This is a genomic window from Azotobacter armeniacus, assembly GCF_054779355.1.
The window spans coordinates 12680-29241 of sequence record NZ_BAAGYK010000135.1 but is presented as its reverse complement, the minus strand read 5'-3'; the positions used below and the strand labels follow the sequence as shown (position 1 = coordinate 29241).

Genomic DNA, 16562 nt, shown 5'->3' with positions numbered 1-16562 from the left:
GCACGCACCGGGGCGGGAGCCATTTCCCGGGAGACGCTGCGCAACCTGGAGCTGGCCCTGCGGCGGGAGGTCTACCGGCAAGCGCAGGAACTGGGGTGATTTTGTGGGGATCACTCAGGGCCAGATGCTCCTCCGGGAGTCACTCGTCCACCGACGGCGGTAGCAGGTAGGCAGTATCTCGGTCTGCGGGAACAAAGCGGCTCATCCGTTCGGTCTCGCACGCGGGGCTTTTTTATAGTCTCGCCAACCCCATCCGCGCCCCAGACGGTAAAGACCGACGGGCTCCTGGTAACGGAGCGCCGGCAGGAGAAGGACATGGAAGGCATCAAGCACGCCCGGGAGAAGATCGCCGAATGCCTGCGGACCGTATCATCCGACAATCGCTGATCGAGTCGGATGAACAGGAAGCTCCGAAGCCAAATCAAGGAGAACCGGGAAGGCTGAGATTAGCGTCGACCAGATCGGGGGCACGACAACGGCTCAGTGCCTCCTGATGCCCATTGGAGACAGCAGGCATTTGGAATATAACCAAAAAAATCAAGATTAATGCTCCTTAATCCCGAAGCAATGGAAGCAAATGATATATTTAAAACAACATTTTTCTCCGCCGGCAGGTTATCATGCCCCCGAGCCGTTGGCGGATCGGCATGCCAGCAGCGTCAGCCGACTCTACCTTCCACGGTCTGTTAAAGCGCGCTGCAGGTTCGAGTAATTCGCAAGCCTAGGGTTTTATTCCATATCACCTATACGGGCTGTATCTGCGCAGCCGGCGACAGAGCAGATGACAGGCCGGAAAGACGGCCATTCCCTCAATACCTCTTCGCTCACCCTTCTCGTTCTGCCAAGGAACACATGCAATGCGTGTGTCCTGCACTCAAGTTTTCCATTGCGAATTATTATCATTCAGTTATTCTTGTAATGCCGTCGGCAGATCGGTATGCAAGCGGCGTAAGCCGGCCATTGCCAAGAGATGGCCACTCCGGGTCTCACGGTTCCCGGCAAGGCGCGCAGCCTGTTCAAGTAATCTGCAAGCCTGGGGGTTCATCAGCCCTATCCCGCTGGTAGGCATGCCAGCGGCGACAAAGTGCCCGACTGGCCGGCGTAACCGGCCTTTCTTCCTCTCAACAATCCACCGCCCCCATCAGATAGCTTCCTTGCCCGAGGCGGTTTCCCTATGCGCACGCTACACGGAGACAGCAATGGAAGACATCAAGCAGGAGGTCAGGCGGCACATCGTCGAATACCGGCAGGCAGCCTGGGATGCCAAGACTGCAGGCGAGCCGGACAGCCACCGCAGCCAGATCGGCTATGCGCTGTACTGACGCAGGATTCGCCGCCCGGACGCGGTCCGATAGCCCGGCAACGGGATGCATCGGAGAATGGCTTTGAATGCCGGGATAGCTTCCGGCTGGACTGCGGCGCTCGATTGAAAGACCACCGCAAGCGCCCCTGAAACCAGCGTGAGGTCTGGTGCAAAGCCACTCCCCGATGTTTCCCCAGCATCACCCTCCCGGGCTGACCGGGGATCAGGCCCCGCGATGATCCGCGTTTACCCCGTGCTCGCCTGGGTGCTCGGCAATCGGGCAGCTATCCTATGAATACCGTCGGCGGATCGGCATGCCGTCAGCGTTAGCTGGCTCTTGCTAAGGTGGCCACGCCGGGTTTCACGGTCTCGGCAAAGCGCGCAGTCGGTTTGAGTAATCCGCAAGCCAAGGGACATTATCCGTTCCTGCTCCTTGTTGGCAGGCATGCCAATGGCGACAGAGTGCCCGCCTGGCCGGCGTAACCGGCCATTCCGCTCCCTCCCCTCGTCTTCATACGCCGCTTTGTCGATCGACCTTGCGGAAGAACAGCTTCCGATTCCGACAAGGACGGCGACCTATGCAGACAGCCCAGGAGACTCTTCACCATACAGCCGATGATCAATTGCAATGTGCTCGAAACTCTCAACTTCAACGTTGACCTCGAGCGACTGGCCGTAGCTCGCTGCGCCATCGAAGCCACCCGCCATAAGGTCGAACCGCTCAGCCGCGACCTGTTCCGCGTCTTCGACAGCCGCTCCGACAAGGTCAAGGGCTGGCGGAAAACCCACGCTACTGCCTGCCAGTTCACCCGTCAACTCGACGCCGCGGGCGCCTGACCCTATCCAACGCCAGCCCCTCCGCGCACGCACCGGTGCGCCCTGGTTCGCGGCAAGCCGGTACATCTTCCGGTCGAAGATGTGGCCCACTTCCAGGCCGACAGCAAGTATCAAGCTGCTGGCCGAGCGTGCGGTGGAGCTGGGGCATGTGGACTCGCTGTCGTCGGAGAGGGGGCGGCGCGCACTAAAAAAACGAACTCAAGCCCTGGCGCAAGGTAGGCTGGGTAATCCCGCCGAAGGCCAGTGGAGAGCTCGTGGCGGCCATGGAGCGGGGACTCGACGTCTACAGTCGGCCCTATGACGAAGGTCACCCCGTGGTCTGCATGGACGAAACGCCGCGGCAGCTGATCCGCCAGGTGCGCGAGCCCCTGGAGGCTGTACCGGGGCATTCCGAGCGCGAGGACTACGAGTACGAGCGCATCACGCTGGTCATGGCCTAAATCGAGATCAACGTACTCGTCGGCCAGTGCCTGGAAGGCGCATCGACTCCCTCGAGCTGATGCGTAAGGAGGTCGCCACATGGCAGCAACGCCGCAACCACCTCGATGCCAAGATCGACTGGCAGTTCACCACCCAGGATGCAAGGGTGCAAGCTGCACAGCTCATATCCGCAGATTGAGGTGTGTTGAGACACCAGGGCGATATTCATCTGCAATCGTTGCATGGTCACTGTCCTCCTGTGGCCGGGGCGCTCTCGGCGGGCTGCGCCCGCAGGCCGAGGTAGGGCAGATCGCCGAACTTCAGCCCGAGCGATGCCGAAGCCACATGCAGGTAGTAGACGCCGGCCTCCGCCAGCTCGACCGGCGCCTCATAGATTCCCTCGCCCACCTCCCGCGCTGCGACCTCGCGGGGCTGCGAGGACGGAGGGAGGAAGTAGCGCACGCGCAGGTCCTGCACGCCGCCTTGGGGTGCCTCCCCGCTGCCCTTCAGCAGTCGGAAACGCAGCGTGAGGGAGCCGCCGGCGACGCCCCTGAAGCCATCGACGAGATATTCCCCCCATAGCGTCGCCCGTTCGCTCTGCCGCTCGGGGTCGGCACGCACCGCGAGGCCGAAGCAGTGGGTGATCTGCGGCTGGTTGAGCAGGAAGGCGACATCGAGGCGACCGGCGGCCGGCAGCCTGACCCGGGCGCCGAACAGCCCCGGCTCCAATTCGCGCAGGCTGCGCTCGACGACGGTCGCCGCGCGCGCGGTGTGCCCCCGGTTGAGGTAGCCGGACATCGGCGCACTCATGCCTTCCATGTAGAAGTAGGTGGTGTTGTCCACCGGGTTGACCACGAACAGCGCGGCATCCTCTCCAGCCGGGGCGAGGCTGCTCGCCAGCGGCAGGTCGCCGGCCAGCCCGGGTGCCGCCGGGCCGGCCTCGAAGCCCAGCACGCCCGGCTGGCGGCCCTTGCCCAGCGAGGCCAGATCGATCATCGACACCTTCGGTGAGGCCAGCCCGCGCACGTAAGCGAAGGCGCGGGTGAAGGCGATCTGATAGGGCTCTGCGGCGACCTCCAAGCGATGCAGCACCTCGTCGCTGGCGGCGTCGATCACCGTAACAGTGTTATCCAGGCTGTTGAGGACAAAGCCGTGGCGGCCGTCCGGGTCGAACGCCAGCGGGCCGATGCCCTGCCCGACCTGGATGGTCTTGCGGGTGTTCAGGCTGGCGGCGTCGATCACGCTGACCGTACCGGCCTCCCCGTCGCTCACATAGATCGCCCCGGACAGCGGCGACAGGGCCACGCTGAGAGGATGCGGTCCGGTGCGAATCTCGCGGACCTTGCGCAGGGTCGCCACGTCGAACACCGTCAGGGTGCCGGCCTCATGGCTGCTGACGAAGGCATGTTGCGAGTCGGCGCTGAAGGCGATCTCGTGGTGGCCCCGGCCGGTGTCCACCTGCAGCACCGGAGTCAGGGTCCGGGTGTCGATCACTGTCACCCCACTGCCGACTTCCTCGCCAGCGTCGTTGCCGACCCACAGATAGCGGCCGTCGGGCTGCAGGGCGAGGCGCACCGGCTGGCGCCCGGCGGGAATGCTGGCGAGCACCTGAAAGCTCTCGGCGTCGATCACCGCCACCTCGCCGGCGTCCGGCATGGACACGTACAGGCGCCGCTCGGCGGGGCTGGCCACCCAATCCATCGGCGCGCGCCGCAGGGGAATGCGGCTGAGCATGCTGGTCACCCCGCCTACCGAGGTCAGCGGATCGACCACCGTGATGCTCGGGTCCTTGTTGAGGATCAGCAGATAGTAGCTGGTCAGGTCGAGCAGCGGGCGTACTCCCGGCAGCCCCTTGAGGTAGAGGCCGATGCGGCCCCGGCAGGAGGCCTGCGGGTCGTCATCGGTAGGCGCCAGGTCAAGCCAGGCACCTGCTACCCGGCCGGCGAGCGGCTGGCCTGTGGTCGCGTCGCTCAGGCGAAAGCGCAGGTCGGCGAACATCCCCTCGGTCGGTTCCGCACTGTCTACGGGCTGCACCGCGAACTCAACCGCGATGCCGTCGCGTACCAGCCGGTTGCCGGCGGTCTCCTCAGGTACCGCCAGCGGCGGCTTTGCGGCCAGGCCGGCGCCCGCGGGCTCCGGCGGATGGCTGGCAAGCTGGCCGGTGCCGAGCGCCAGACCGAGCAGGAGCAGCAGACCCAACCCCTCGTGCACGGATTTCATGGTCGATTCCTCGTTTTCTTGTTGTTGTCATGCTCGTGGCCCACCTTGGCAGGCCGCTCGGCATCGGCTCGGGATCTGCGCTCAACGCGAATTTTCCTTGCCGTTGCCCTGAGCACCACCCCCCTCAGGCCAGTGTCCTGCCCCTGCTGCACCCGCAGGATGCCCCTCAGTCCGCCGGCGCTGGGATACAGGAAGTTGAAAGGCGCCGCCGGCAGCACGCCGGCGTAGCGGGTCAGCGGGTTGCAGCCGAAGCACACCGCGGCGACGCCGGCATCCGATAGGGGGTAGCCGTTCTCCGTGTACTGCGCGCCGAAGGGCGCGTCGGGCGCCTCGGCGAAGCGGTACCAGAGCGGCTCGCTCCTGTGGTTGAGCGCTATACCGGAGTTGTCCTCCGGATCGACCGGGATGCCAAAGCCTTCGGCAGCCATGTTCTGCACCGACCGGCCGTTCGCCCAGCGCAGGTTCAGCCCCTTGAGCCAGACCAGGGAGAAGTCGCGGTAGTCGGCCTGCCCGGACACCGTCACCGTGGCCGCCGCGCGCATCGCCGCATCCTCGCTCCAGGTCGAGGCCAGCGGCAGCACGCTCATCGCCCCGGCGAGGCCCTTCTGGCCCTGCTTGATCGGGTCCGCCGGCGAGAGGTTGAGGCCGCCGAACTCAATGGACGTGGCCTCGATCTTGTCGAGCTTGCGCTGGGCCTCCTCGACCGGATTGCCTTCCCGCTCCAGGTGCCCGGCGTAGAAGCGGTAGGTCTGGCTCTGGTATTCGCCCCCGACAACCCGTGGTGGAACCGTCTGCTCCGGGTTGGAGTCGACGTTGAAGCCGTCGGACTGGGTCACGTCGTAGGCCAGCAGTTGGGCGTGCAGGCCGACATGAAAATAGCCATTGGCCAGTACGACATGGCTCGCGTGCTCGCCCTTGACATGGAAGGCCATGGGCGCCTGCTCGACGTCGGTGCCCTCCTCGGGGAAGTAGGCCGGCCTGGCCTTCGCGATGGTCTTGCTGAAGTCCAGGGCGCTGGTAACGACGTGGGGCTCGCCGCCAACCTGGACCGGACCGAGGGCCGCCCATAGCGCCTGGCTACTGTCGAGCAGCTCCTTCGCCTTGAGGCGATCGAGCATGTCCAGCGGAGGAGTCGGCGGACGCTGGCCGACGCTGTCTTCCAGGCCGGCGACCCAGAGCGGAAAGCCGGGACTCTTCAGGGCACCGCCGACGTTGTTGCGGTTGGCCTCGCTGCGAGAGGCCCGGGCGAGCGAGCCGACGACCCGGTCCATATCGCTCCCTTTGTCGTCGTCATGGCCGTCATCGTCGGAGAACTGGCCATGGCCGCTCCTCTCCACCACCCGGGCCCAGCCCGGGATCGGCATGCCGGTATAGCTGCGGCTGGCTCCCGGCGCCAGCAGGAAGCTGCCGTTGGGCCCGCTGTTCGCGGCGATGTCCCCGATGCTGCCCACCTCCTGCAGGGTATGCGCGCAGCTGATCGCGGCCTCGGCCTGTCGATCGGGCAGGAGTCCTGCAGCGGCTAGCACCAGCAGGCCAGCGAGGCGCACGAAAAACCTGACTGCATCGTCGTCTCGACGGAGAGCGGGGCTTGCCATGATGACCTTTTCGTTCATCCTGGCTCACCTTCGGTTTTGGTTGCGGGCGCCAATGCGGGGGACGCACCAGCCTCACAGCAACCCGCGTGCCAGAAGAAATACGTTGACACTCAATCAGCTGCAGATTGCCATTAGCCGAGTTTGCAGGATTTATAGCGATTTTTGCGGTCTTTTTCCGCAAATGCACTGACAAAATGAAAGTCTGTGCCGTCAGGGCTTTTCCTCGGCAGGCCCCCCTCCCCGAAACTGGGGAATGGCTAACCCAGAGATGGGGATATGCCAGCCCCCGTAAGAGTTAGCTTGCTGGCAATCAGCGGTCCGCCAAGAGCATCGCCAGCAAGCTGGCTCCTACAATGCACGGGCACGGCAGCCACCACCCATAACATGAGCGCTCCTCATGCAACCTCACGCCCGCCGCGAAAGCCATGCAGCTTTGCTATTATCTGCCCCCTTTCTCCAGGCTTTACCCAGGTATTCCGTTCATGTCCGACCTCGCCGCCCGCCTTCAGGCCCTTCAGCAAGCCCTCCAGGAACGCATCCTGATCCTCGACGGCGGCATGGGCACCATGATCCAGAGCTACAAGCTCGAGGAAAGCGACTACCGCGGCGCGCGCTTCGCCGACTGGCCGCAGGACGTCAAGGGCAACAACGACCTGCTGCTCCTGACCCGCCCGGACGTGATCCAGGCCATCGAGAAGGCCTACCTGGACGCCGGCGCCGACATCCTCGAGACCAACACCTTCAACGCCACCCGCGTGTCCCAGGCCGACTACGGCATGGAGGAGCTGGTCTACGAGCTGAACGTCGAGGGCGCGCGCCTGGCCCGCCAGGTGGCCGACGCCAAGACCACCGAGAACCCGGCCAAGCCGCGCTTCGTCGCCGGGGTGATCGGCCCGACCAGCCGCACCTGCTCGATCTCCCCGGACGTCAACAACCCGGGCTACCGCAACGTCACCTTCGACGAGCTGGTGGAGAACTACACCGAGGCCACCCGCGGCCTGATCGAGGGCGGCGCCGACCTGATCCTGATCGAGACCATCTTCGACACCCTGAACGCCAAGGCGGCGATCTATGCCGTGCAGCAGGTGTTCGAGGAGGACGGCGTGACGCTGCCGATCATGATCTCCGGCACCATCACCGACGCCTCCGGCCGCACCCTGTCCGGGCAGACCACCGAGGCGTTCTGGAACTCGGTGCGCCACGCCAACCCCATTTCCGTGGGCCTCAACTGCGCGCTCGGCGCCAAGGACCTGCGCCCCTATCTGGAAGAGCTGGCGACCAAGGCCGAGACCCACGTGTCCGCCCACCCCAACGCCGGCCTGCCGAATGCCTTCGGCGAATACGACGAGACCCCGGCGGAAATGGCTGCGGTGGTCGAGGAGTTCGCCGCCAGTGGCTTCCTCAATATCGTCGGTGGCTGCTGCGGCACCACCCCGCCGCACATCCAGGCGATCGCCGAGGCGGTGGCCAAGTACCCGCCGCGCGCTACTCCGGAGATTCCCAAGGCCTGCCGTCTGTCCGGCCTGGAGCCCTTCACCATCGACCGCCACTCGCTGTTCGTGAACGTCGGCGAGCGCACCAACATCACAGGCAGCGCCAAGTTCGCCCGGCTGATCCGCGAGGAGAACTACGCAGAAGCCCTGGACGTGGCCCGCCAGCAGGTGGAAGCCGGCGCTCAGGTGATCGACATCAACATGGACGAGGGCATGCTGGATTCGAAGGCGGCGATGGTCACCTTCCTCAACCTGATCGCCTCCGAGCCGGACATCTCCCGCGTGCCGATCATGATCGACTCTTCCAAGTGGGAAGTGATCGAGGCAGGCCTCAAGTGCATCCAGGGCAAGGGCATCGTCAACTCGATCTCCATGAAGGAAGGCGTCGAGCCCTTCAAGCACCATGCCCACCTGTGCAAGCGCTACGGCGCCGCGGTGGTGGTGATGGCCTTCGACGAGGTCGGCCAGGCCGACACCGCCGCGCGCAAGCGGGAGATCTGCCAGCGCTCCTACGACATCCTGGTCAACGAAGTCGGCTTCCCGCCGGAAGACATCATCTTCGACCCGAACATCTTCGCCGTGGCCACCGGCATCGAGGAGCACAACAACTACGCGGTCGACTTCATCGAAGCCTGCGCCTACATCCGCGATAACCTGCCCTACGCCCTCTCCTCGGGCGGCGTGTCGAACGTGTCCTTCTCGTTCCGCGGCAACAACCCGGTGCGCGAGGCGATCCACTCGGTATTCCTCTACTACGCCATCAAGAACGGCCTGACCATGGGCATCGTCAACGCCGGCCAGTTGGAGATCTACGACGAGATCCCCAAGGAGCTGCGCGAAAAGGTCGAGGACGTGGTGCTCAACCGCCACCCTGGCGCCACCGAAGCGCTCCTGGCCATCGCCGACCAGTACAAGGGCGACGGCAGCGTCAAGGAAGCAGAAACCGAGGAATGGCGCTCCCTGCCGGTGGACAAGCGCCTGGAGCACGCGCTGGTCAAGGGCATCACCACCTTCATCGTCGAGGACACCGAGGAATGCCGCCAGCAATGCGCGCGACCCATCGGGGTCATCGAAGGCCCGCTGATGAGCGGCATGAACGTGGTCGGCGACCTGTTCGGCGCCGGCAAGATGTTCCTGCCCCAGGTGGTGAAATCCGCCCGGGTGATGAAGCAGGCGGTGGCCCACCTGATCCCCTTCATCGAGGAGGAAAAGGGCGACAAGCCGGAGGCCAAGGGCAAGATCCTCATGGCCACGGTCAAGGGCGACGTGCACGACATCGGCAAGAACATCGTCGGCGTGGTGCTCGGCTGCAACGGCTACGACATCGTCGATCTGGGCGTGATGGTGCCGGCGGAAAAGATCCTGCAGACCGCCCGCGAGGAAAAATGCGACATCATTGGCCTGTCCGGGCTGATCACTCCATCCTTGGACGAGATGGTCCACGTCGCCAAGGAAATGCAGCGCCAGGGCTTCACCCTGCCCTTGATGATCGGTGGCGCCACCACCTCCAAGGCGCACACCGCGGTGAAAATCGACCCGCAGTACAGCAATGACGCGGTGGTCTACGTCACCGATGCCTCGCGCGCAGTGGGCGTGGCCACCCAGCTGCTCTCCAAGGAACTCAAGGCCGATTTCGTCGCCAGGACCCGTGCCGACTACGTGGAAGTGCGCGAGCGCACCGCCAACCGCGGCGCCCGCACCGAGCGCCTGAGCTACGAAAAGGCCATAGCCAACAAGCCACAGCTCGACTGGGCCGGCTACCAGTCACCGAAGCCCTCCTTCACCGGCGTCAGGGTGCTGGAGGACATCGACCTGGCAGTCCTCGCCGACTACATCGACTGGACGCCGTTCTTCATCTCCTGGGACCTGGCCGGCAAGTTCCCGCGCATCCTCACCGACGAAGTGGTCGGCGAGGCCGCCACCGCGCTGTTCAACGACGCCCAGGCGATGCTGAAGAAGCTGATCGACGAGAAGCTGATCAAGGCCAAAGCGGTATTCGGCTTCTGGCCGGCCAACCAGGTGCAGGACGACGACCTGGAAGTCTACGGCGCAAGCGGCGAGACACTGGCCACCCTGCACCACCTGCGCCAGCAGACCGCCAAGCCCGACGGCAAGCCCAACCACTCCCTGGCCGACTTCGTCGCGCCGAAGGACTCAGGCAAGACCGACTATGTGGGCGGCTTTATCGTCACCGCAGGCATCGGCGCCGAGGAACTGGCCAAGGCTTATCAGGACAAGGGCGACGACTACAACTCAATCATGGTCAAGGCGCTGGCCGACCGCCTCGCCGAGGCCTGCGCCGAATGGCTGCACGAACGCGTGCGCAAGGACTACTGGGGCTACGCCGCCAGCGAGCAGCTCGGCAACGAGGAGCTGATCAAGGAACAATACAAAGGCATCCGCCCTGCCCCCGGCTACCCGGCCTGCCCGGACCACACCGAGAAAGGCACCCTGTTCTCCCTGCTCGACCCGCAAAGCACCAGCGGCGTGACCCTGACCGAGCACTACGCCATGTTCCCGGCTGCGGCGGTGAGTGGCTGGTACTTCGCCCATCCTGAGGCGAAATATTTCGCGGTAGGTAAAATCGAGAAGGATCAGATCGATAGTTACAGCAAGCGCAAGGGACAGGACATCGGCATAACGGAAAGATGGTTGGCGCCGAATTTGGGGTATGACGCCTGACGGGTGATCGTCCGAGTGATGAGTCCCGTAGCTGCGGGCCTTTCACATGGACTGAACGGCTTTCAGGTACGAATGGGGATTAGCTGTGATCTTGAAGGAAAAGGGCTCGACGGAAAGCTAACTTTCCGCATTAGAGGCCGAGCGCTGCGCAGCAGTGCGAGGACCTGGCCCAACGGGAGGGTGAACTCAATGCGCTTGTTATGCGCAACTAATTCTGCTGATTTTCCACACTGCATATATAACCTCAAGGAGTCCCCCGGCTTAGCCGGGGGACTACCTTATTTATTTATCAGGAAAGCTTCTGGGGATCACTCAGCGCCAGTCCGCATGCCAAGTGCTCGAAGAAAAATAATCCGATATTCCCCCCATTGCCCGTGCAAGCCTCTGAAATACAGGGGTTGGCCTGGTTCGAAGCAGCAGAAAATCCGGGGAAATTTCGTTCGAGTACTTACCTAGATCTAATCGGCGCACCCACTAGAGTCTGGATATAGGTATCGGATAGCGTTGATTTCACCCTTGGAGTCTTCGTAAATCATTTGCGCCGGGATAGTTCCACAATAGTACGGCTCAGGCCGAAAATATTCGATATCGATTATATTAGCGACATCCAGCTCCATTCCGTACTCATATTCCTCAACTTCCACAGCTGGCATATCCTCTATATAAACAACTGACTCCTCCAGTATCGCTGACTCTTTAGTCGCAGTGCCTTCAGCTATAGACAGAGAGGCCTGTGAAAATATACCTATAGCAAAAAGCAATTTCGCAGGTTTCATAAGAGATAAGCTCATGCACTTTCCTCCTCCAACCAACATGAAGAATAAACACAAAGTTAGCCTTATGGCTTAAAGAAATTTTCACACATTTTAAGACAGCAAAAGGCAGGACCACTCCGAAGGAGCAGCGCGACTGATTTTTTATTCTATTTGGATTCGACCCTGATTAAAACGCACCTTAATTAAACGTGCGCATCGGTGCGAGAAAAGTAGCCGCAGAAAAAATAATATTTTTCTGAGCCAACTCTTAAAAAAGAGGCTCTCCACCGATAACAGGTATTTACGAGTTAGAAGCTTTCCCAGTCTGACCACGCACTGGTCGATAGCCACCAAGAGTGTGTCATTTACTGCGTGCTTAGAAAATCCACCAAAATAAATCTAAGTATAAGGAAAGCCCTTAACGGCAGCGAGATCAAGTCACCACCTATTCAAATATCTCATAATAATTAAATTTATTATGTTTTATAGTTATATATCAATAGCAGCGACAAGCTACTGACGCTTGTTCTCGTTACCTGTATGGCTACCGCTTCGGCTGCGCTCGTCTTTCCTTTTCTGACTCAACCGGCGAAGGAGAGCTGCAGGGCAATCGCATGAACGACTTTTCATGGGAGACGACTGCATGGATGCAGGAGGTAGGGCGACGCAGGAAGCCAAAGCCGAGGGGCCGGGGGAGCGGGCAAATGAGCAGCGATGGCTTGTTTTCCCTCTCCCCAGCCATCTCCCGCACGCGGGAGAGGGAGTGAGCGGCTGCACCTGCCCCTTCATGCGATTGCCCTGAGGAGAGCTGGCCTTTCATAGCTGCATCAGTCAAGACGTGCAGCACCGCCCCATGCCAGCAATCAGTGCGAGCACTTGTCCGTCTTGAGGCAGCTGTTGATGGTTTCGGGCACCGGCATGTCCACGTTCAGCAGCTCGTTCAGGCGCGGGATGTCGAACCCGCAGAGGCGGGTCTCGCCGACTTCCAGCAGGGGCCGCTTGATCAGGAGCGGCTCAGCGAGCATCTTCTCGATCAACTCGTCCCGGCTCAGAGCGGTGACATCCACCTCGCCGGATTTGATCTTCGGGGCGGCGGAATTGACCATGGCGTCCTTTTCCAGCCCAACAAAGAAGGCCTCCAGCCGCTCTCGGGTCCAGGGCGTGCTGATGAGGTCCCTGACCTCCAGCGCGATGCTGTGGTCTTGAAGGAGGGTCTTCTGGCGACGATTGCCCCCACAGCCGGGCTTTTCGTAGAAGACGACCGTTTTCGCAGCAGCTTGTGAGCTCATGATGATCCTTTCATCGATCAGGCAGGTTGATCCTGAGGATCTTAACCAAAGCCACCCATAAGTTCAGCTGGATTCAGGGCTCGCTGGAGCTGGCTGCGAAACCCGCATTCAAGCCGCGTTGCTTGCCGCGTAGCGAATAGATGGCTGGTTTTCAAACAGGTCTAGGCTATCAACAGAGCAGAAATGCTGATGGTCAGGCCACCTCCGTCATCCAAGCTGCTTCACCTCGAGCCATTGCCATTCCCCATTGCTGCATTCGCGGCGAATCCCCAGGAGCTATCCATGACCAGCAAACTGCGCGTCTTCACTTCGCCGTCGGCCTTTCCCAACCCGCAGCGCCTGCGCCTGTTCGTCCACGAGAAAGGCATCGCCGATCAATTCGAGGAAGTCATCTACGACATGATGCCAGGCGGGGAGCAGCGCAAGTGGCCGCACCTGAAGATGAACCCCTGGGGCGAAACCCCCACTCTGCAACTGCAGGATGGCGGCTACCTCTCGGAGTCGGCAGCGATCGTGCACTATCTCGACCAAGCCTTCCCGGGCCGCAGGATCATGGGTGCCTCGCCGCTGGAGCAGGGTCTGGACACCATGTGGGAAAACCGCGTCTGGACCCATATCCTCTACCGCATCGTCACCATGTTCCATGTGCAGCACCGGGGCCTCGGCCCAAAGCTGGAACTCACCCACAACCCCCAATGGGGCGAGCACTGCCGCAAGGAGGCGCTGGCCCATGCGGCGCTGGTGGACCGCCATCTGTCCGATGGCCGCCCATGGATGCTCGGCGGTGACGAGCCGACCTTCGCCGATATCACCCTGTGCGTGGCGATCGCCTTCTCGAAATTCCCGGTCAACGCCACCCCGCTCGACGAGCGCTTCGAATATCTGGATTGCTTCTGGCAGCGCTGGAAGGCACGGCCGAGCTTCCAGACTGCCTATGCCGATGGAGGCAGCGGGCTGGATGAGTTGGCCTATCTGCAGGAGCAGTGAGCGCCCGGCCGACCGGCGCGGTGCCGCTGCCGCGCGCTCGCCATACGGTAGCGGCGGAAGCGTTCCGGTCGGCCTCGCTCCTCACCCCAGCGCCGTATCCAGGAACATCATCACCGCGAATCCGGCCATCAGCCCCATCGTTGCCGGCGTCTGATGACCGTTGCGGTGGGTCTCCGGAATGATCTCGTGGGAAACCACAAAGAGCATGGCGCCGGCGGCCAGGCCCATACCGATCGGGTAGGCCAGGGCGAAGCCGCTGGAGATGCCCACGCCGACCAGTGCGCCAAGGGGCTCCATGAGGCCGCTGGCCAGGGCCACCAGGGCCGAGCCCAGGGTGGACAGCCCGGTGGCGCGCAGAGCCATGGCTACGGCCAGTCCTTCGGGAATGTCCTGGATGGCGATGGCGCTGGCCAGCGGAATGCCCACACTGAGGTCGCCCCCGGCGAAACTGACGCCGATGGCCATCCCCTCCGGCAGGTTGTGCAGGGTGATGGCCAGCACGAACAGCCAGACCCGGCTGATGCGCTCGCTGTCCGGGCCGCAGGGGCCGGTGCTGGCGTGCGAGTGGGGGGTGAAGCGGTCGAGGCCAAGCATCAGCAGCACCCCCAGCCCCAGGCCGAGGACCACGCTGGTGGCGGCGTTCAAGCCGCTGCCGGTAATCTCCCTGGCCGCAACCAGACCGGGCAGGATCAGCGAGAAAGAGCTGGCGGCGAGCATCATGCCGGCGGCGAAGCCGAGCATGATGTCCTGGGTGCGCACGCTGATGTTGCGCAGGACGACGGCCAGCAGGGCGCCGAGGCCGGTGGCGGCGAAACCGGCACCGCCGCCATACAGCGCATAACGCAGGTTGTCCGGATGACTGCCGGTGAAAGCGTTGTACAGGCTGCTGCCGAGCAGCACCAGCACGATCAGCAGGGAGAGCACCAGGCCGGAGGCAATCACGGGGCTGGCTTCGGCCTGGGCCAGCAGAGCGGCGCGGAAACTCGGGGTCGATGTCGATAGGGGTGTGCTGCTTATGCCGTTACTCATGGTCAAGGGCCTAGTGTCGCCTGCCGGGATTCGCCGGCGCAAAAGCAGGAAGAGCCCGGATCGGCGCCCGGGCAGGGTAGCCTTTTGGAGGATTTCCCACGGCTCGTCCCTTTTGACCACAGGGAATGGGCTCCCGTGCCCCCGTTTCTAACGCTGCAGACACAGTGGATTTCGGAGAGCAGCATGGTCATGCCCCAGACATACCCTCCTACCGAACCGACGCGGGCGGGATGGCGGCCCCGGAACGGCGGGATCCACACGGGAGTGCCGGTCGGCCCCGCCGCTCCTGCTAGACTGCGCGCCATTTCCGCTTTCCTATCAGGCCCGCCCGTGACCACCACTGCGTTCTCCACCCTGCCCCTTTCCGCCGCCACGCTGGCCAACCTCGACGCCCTGGGCTACACGGCGATGACGCCGATCCAGGCGCAGAGCCTGCCAGTCATCCTCAAGGGCCAGGACCTGATCGCCCAGGCCAAGACCGGCAGCGGCAAGACCGCGGCCTTCGGCATCGGCCTGCTGGAGCCGCTGAATCCGCGCTGGTTCGGCTGCCAGGCGCTGGTCCTCTGTCCGACCCGCGAACTGGCCGACCAGGTCGCCAAGGAAGTCCGCCGGCTGGCCCGCGCCGCCGACAACATCAAGGTGCTGACCCTCTGCGGCGGCGTGCCCTTCGGCCCGCAGATCGGCTCGCTGGAGCATGGCGCCCACATCATCGTCGGCACCCCCGGACGCATCCAGGAGCACCTGAAGAAGGGCACGCTGAAGCTCGACGGACTCAACACCCTAGTGCTGGACGAAGCCGACCGCATGCTCGACATGGGTTTCTACGACAGCATCGCCGAGATTATCGGGCAGACTCCGGCCAAGCGGCAGACCCTGCTGTTCTCGGCCACCTACCCTGCCGGCATCAAGCAACTCTCCGCGACCTTCATGCGCGACCCGCAGCAGGTCAAGGCCGAGGCGCTGCACGACGACAGCCAAATCGAGCAGCGCTTCTATGAGATCGCCCCTGAGCAGCGCATGGACGCAGTGCTGAAGCTGCTCGCCTGCTACCGCCCGGAATCCTGTGTGGCGTTCTGCTTCACCAAGCAGCAGTGCCAGGAACTGGTCGAGCACCTGAACCGCCAGGGCATTTCCGCCATGGCGCTGAACGGCGACCTGGAACAGCGCGACCGCGACCAGGTACTGGCGATGTTCGCCAACCGCAGCCTGTCGGTGCTGGTCGCCACCGATGTCGCCGCCCGCGGCCTTGACATCGACGCCCTCGACCTGGTGATCAACGTCGAACTGGCGCGTGACTCGGAAACCCACATCCACCGGGTCGGCCGTACCGGCCGCGCCGGCAAGAAGGGCATCGCGGTGAGCCTGACCGCGCCAGCCGAAGCGCACCGCGCCCAAGCCATCGAAACCCTGCAGAAAACCCCGCTGAACTGGCACCCGCTGAACAGCCTCAAGGCGCAGACCGGCGAGCCGCTGCAACCGCCGATGGTTACCCTATGCATCGGCGCCGGGCGCAAGGACAAGCTGCGCCCCGGCGACATCCTCGGCGCGCTGACCGGCGAGGTCGGCATCCCCGGCGCCCAGGTCGGCAAGATCGCCATCTTCGACTTCCAGGCCTTCGTCGCCGTCGAGCGCAGCGTCGCCAGACAGGCACTGAAACGCCTCAACGAAGGCAAGATCAAGGGCCGCTCGCTCAAGGTACGCATCCTGCAGGCCTGACGGCAGGGCCGCTCCTTTACAGTGCCAGCACCGGCGTGCAGCTCCACGGCAGCAGCGCCTCGTAGTCTCCGATGCCTTGCACTGCCGGCAGCCGGATCGACGAACTCCTGCCACTACGCCCTTCGGCGTGAAGCGCAAGGCGTCTGTGCTGGACTTACAGTCGATAGGCTTGGGGTATAGATAGACTTTCGACCTTGGCGTCGGGACGCATCATGGATCGAGGTGATGACGGAAGT

General features: G+C 63.2%; 10 protein-coding genes and 1 pseudogene. 6 read left to right on the top strand and 5 right to left on the bottom strand.

Going from position 1 to position 16562, the window contains the following annotated elements; all coding sequences use genetic code 11:
- The first annotated feature begins 1199 nt into the window (after positions 1 to 1199).
- The 3 genes and pseudogenes from ACYVD0_RS18200 to ACYVD0_RS18190 form a co-directional block, all read left to right on the top strand.
- Positions 1200 to 1322, top strand: a complete 123-nt coding sequence (locus tag ACYVD0_RS18200; protein WP_460428124.1) for a hypothetical protein — start codon at positions 1200 to 1202, stop codon at positions 1320 to 1322.
- Positions 1323 to 1918: 596 nt separating this feature from the next.
- Positions 1919 to 2140, top strand: a complete 222-nt coding sequence (locus tag ACYVD0_RS18195) for a hypothetical protein (protein WP_460428123.1) — start codon at positions 1919 to 1921, stop codon at positions 2138 to 2140.
- Positions 2141 to 2225: 85 nt separating this feature from the next.
- A pseudogene (locus ACYVD0_RS18190) lies at positions 2226 to 2759 on the top strand (transposase); the annotation flags it as partial.
- 47 nt (positions 2760 to 2806) lie between these two features.
- Here the strand turns inward: ACYVD0_RS18190 and ACYVD0_RS18185 are convergent.
- Positions 2807 to 4780: a beta-propeller fold lactonase family protein gene (locus ACYVD0_RS18185; RefSeq protein WP_460428122.1), complete on the bottom strand. Its 1974-nt coding sequence runs from the start codon at positions 4778 to 4780 to the stop codon at positions 2807 to 2809.
- Entirely contained in the window at positions 4777 to 6393 is a 1617-nt protein-coding gene (locus ACYVD0_RS18180) for a hypothetical protein (RefSeq protein WP_460428121.1), read from the bottom strand. The genes ACYVD0_RS18185 and ACYVD0_RS18180 overlap by 4 nt, the downstream gene beginning before the upstream one ends.
- Before the next feature lie 464 nt (positions 6394 to 6857).
- Between ACYVD0_RS18180 and metH the strand changes: the two genes are divergently transcribed.
- Entirely contained in the window at positions 6858 to 10550 is a 3693-nt protein-coding gene (metH, locus tag ACYVD0_RS18175) for a methionine synthase (protein ID WP_460428120.1), read from the top strand.
- A gap of 458 nt (positions 10551 to 11008) precedes the next feature.
- Here the strand turns inward: metH and ACYVD0_RS18170 are convergent, their stop codons facing one another.
- Both ACYVD0_RS18170 and ACYVD0_RS18165 read right to left on the bottom strand, forming a co-directional pair.
- On the bottom strand, positions 11009 to 11341 hold the full coding sequence (locus ACYVD0_RS18170; protein WP_460428119.1) for a DUF2790 domain-containing protein: 333 nt from the start codon (positions 11339 to 11341) through the stop codon (positions 11009 to 11011).
- Between the two features lie 827 nt (positions 11342 to 12168).
- On the bottom strand, positions 12169 to 12594 hold the full coding sequence (locus tag ACYVD0_RS18165) for a thioredoxin domain-containing protein (RefSeq protein WP_460428118.1): 426 nt from the start codon (positions 12592 to 12594) through the stop codon (positions 12169 to 12171).
- A gap of 282 nt (positions 12595 to 12876) precedes the next feature.
- Between ACYVD0_RS18165 and ACYVD0_RS18160 the strand changes: the two genes are divergently transcribed.
- Positions 12877 to 13581, top strand: a complete 705-nt coding sequence (locus tag ACYVD0_RS18160; protein ID WP_460428117.1) for a glutathione S-transferase family protein — start codon at positions 12877 to 12879, stop codon at positions 13579 to 13581.
- Between the two features lie 81 nt (positions 13582 to 13662).
- Here ACYVD0_RS18160 and ACYVD0_RS18155 read toward each other — a convergent pair whose 3' ends face one another.
- Complete coding sequence (locus ACYVD0_RS18155) at positions 13663 to 14610, bottom strand: ZIP family metal transporter (protein WP_460428116.1); 948 nt, start codon at positions 14608 to 14610, stop codon at positions 13663 to 13665.
- Between the two features lie 330 nt (positions 14611 to 14940).
- On the opposite strand from ACYVD0_RS18155, the gene dbpA reads away from it, so the two are divergent.
- Entirely contained in the window at positions 14941 to 16326 is a 1386-nt protein-coding gene (gene dbpA / locus ACYVD0_RS18150; protein ID WP_460428115.1) for an ATP-dependent RNA helicase, read from the top strand.
- Positions 16327 to 16562 lie beyond the last annotated feature (236 nt).

Excerpts from the sequence above, each read along its gene's own strand:
- ACYVD0_RS18200 (WP_460428124.1), top strand. The coding sequence starts at position 1,200 with ATGGAAGACATCAAGCAGGAGGTCAGGCGGCACATCGTCGAATACCGG.
- ACYVD0_RS18195 (WP_460428123.1), top strand. The coding sequence starts at position 1,919 with ATGATCAATTGCAATGTGCTCGAAACTCTCAACTTCAACGTTGACCTC.
- ACYVD0_RS18185 (WP_460428122.1), bottom strand. The coding sequence starts at position 4,780 with ATGAAATCCGTGCACGAGGGGTTGGGTCTGCTGCTCCTGCTCGGTCTG.
- ACYVD0_RS18180 (WP_460428121.1), bottom strand. The coding sequence starts at position 6,393 with ATGAACGAAAAGGTCATCATGGCAAGCCCCGCTCTCCGTCGAGACGAC.
- metH (WP_460428120.1), top strand. The coding sequence starts at position 6,858 with ATGTCCGACCTCGCCGCCCGCCTTCAGGCCCTTCAGCAAGCCCTCCAG.
- ACYVD0_RS18170 (WP_460428119.1), bottom strand. The coding sequence starts at position 11,341 with ATGAGCTTATCTCTTATGAAACCTGCGAAATTGCTTTTTGCTATAGGT.
- ACYVD0_RS18165 (WP_460428118.1), bottom strand. The coding sequence starts at position 12,594 with ATGAGCTCACAAGCTGCTGCGAAAACGGTCGTCTTCTACGAAAAGCCC.
- ACYVD0_RS18160 (WP_460428117.1), top strand. The coding sequence starts at position 12,877 with ATGACCAGCAAACTGCGCGTCTTCACTTCGCCGTCGGCCTTTCCCAAC.
- ACYVD0_RS18155 (WP_460428116.1), bottom strand. The coding sequence starts at position 14,610 with ATGAGTAACGGCATAAGCAGCACACCCCTATCGACATCGACCCCGAGT.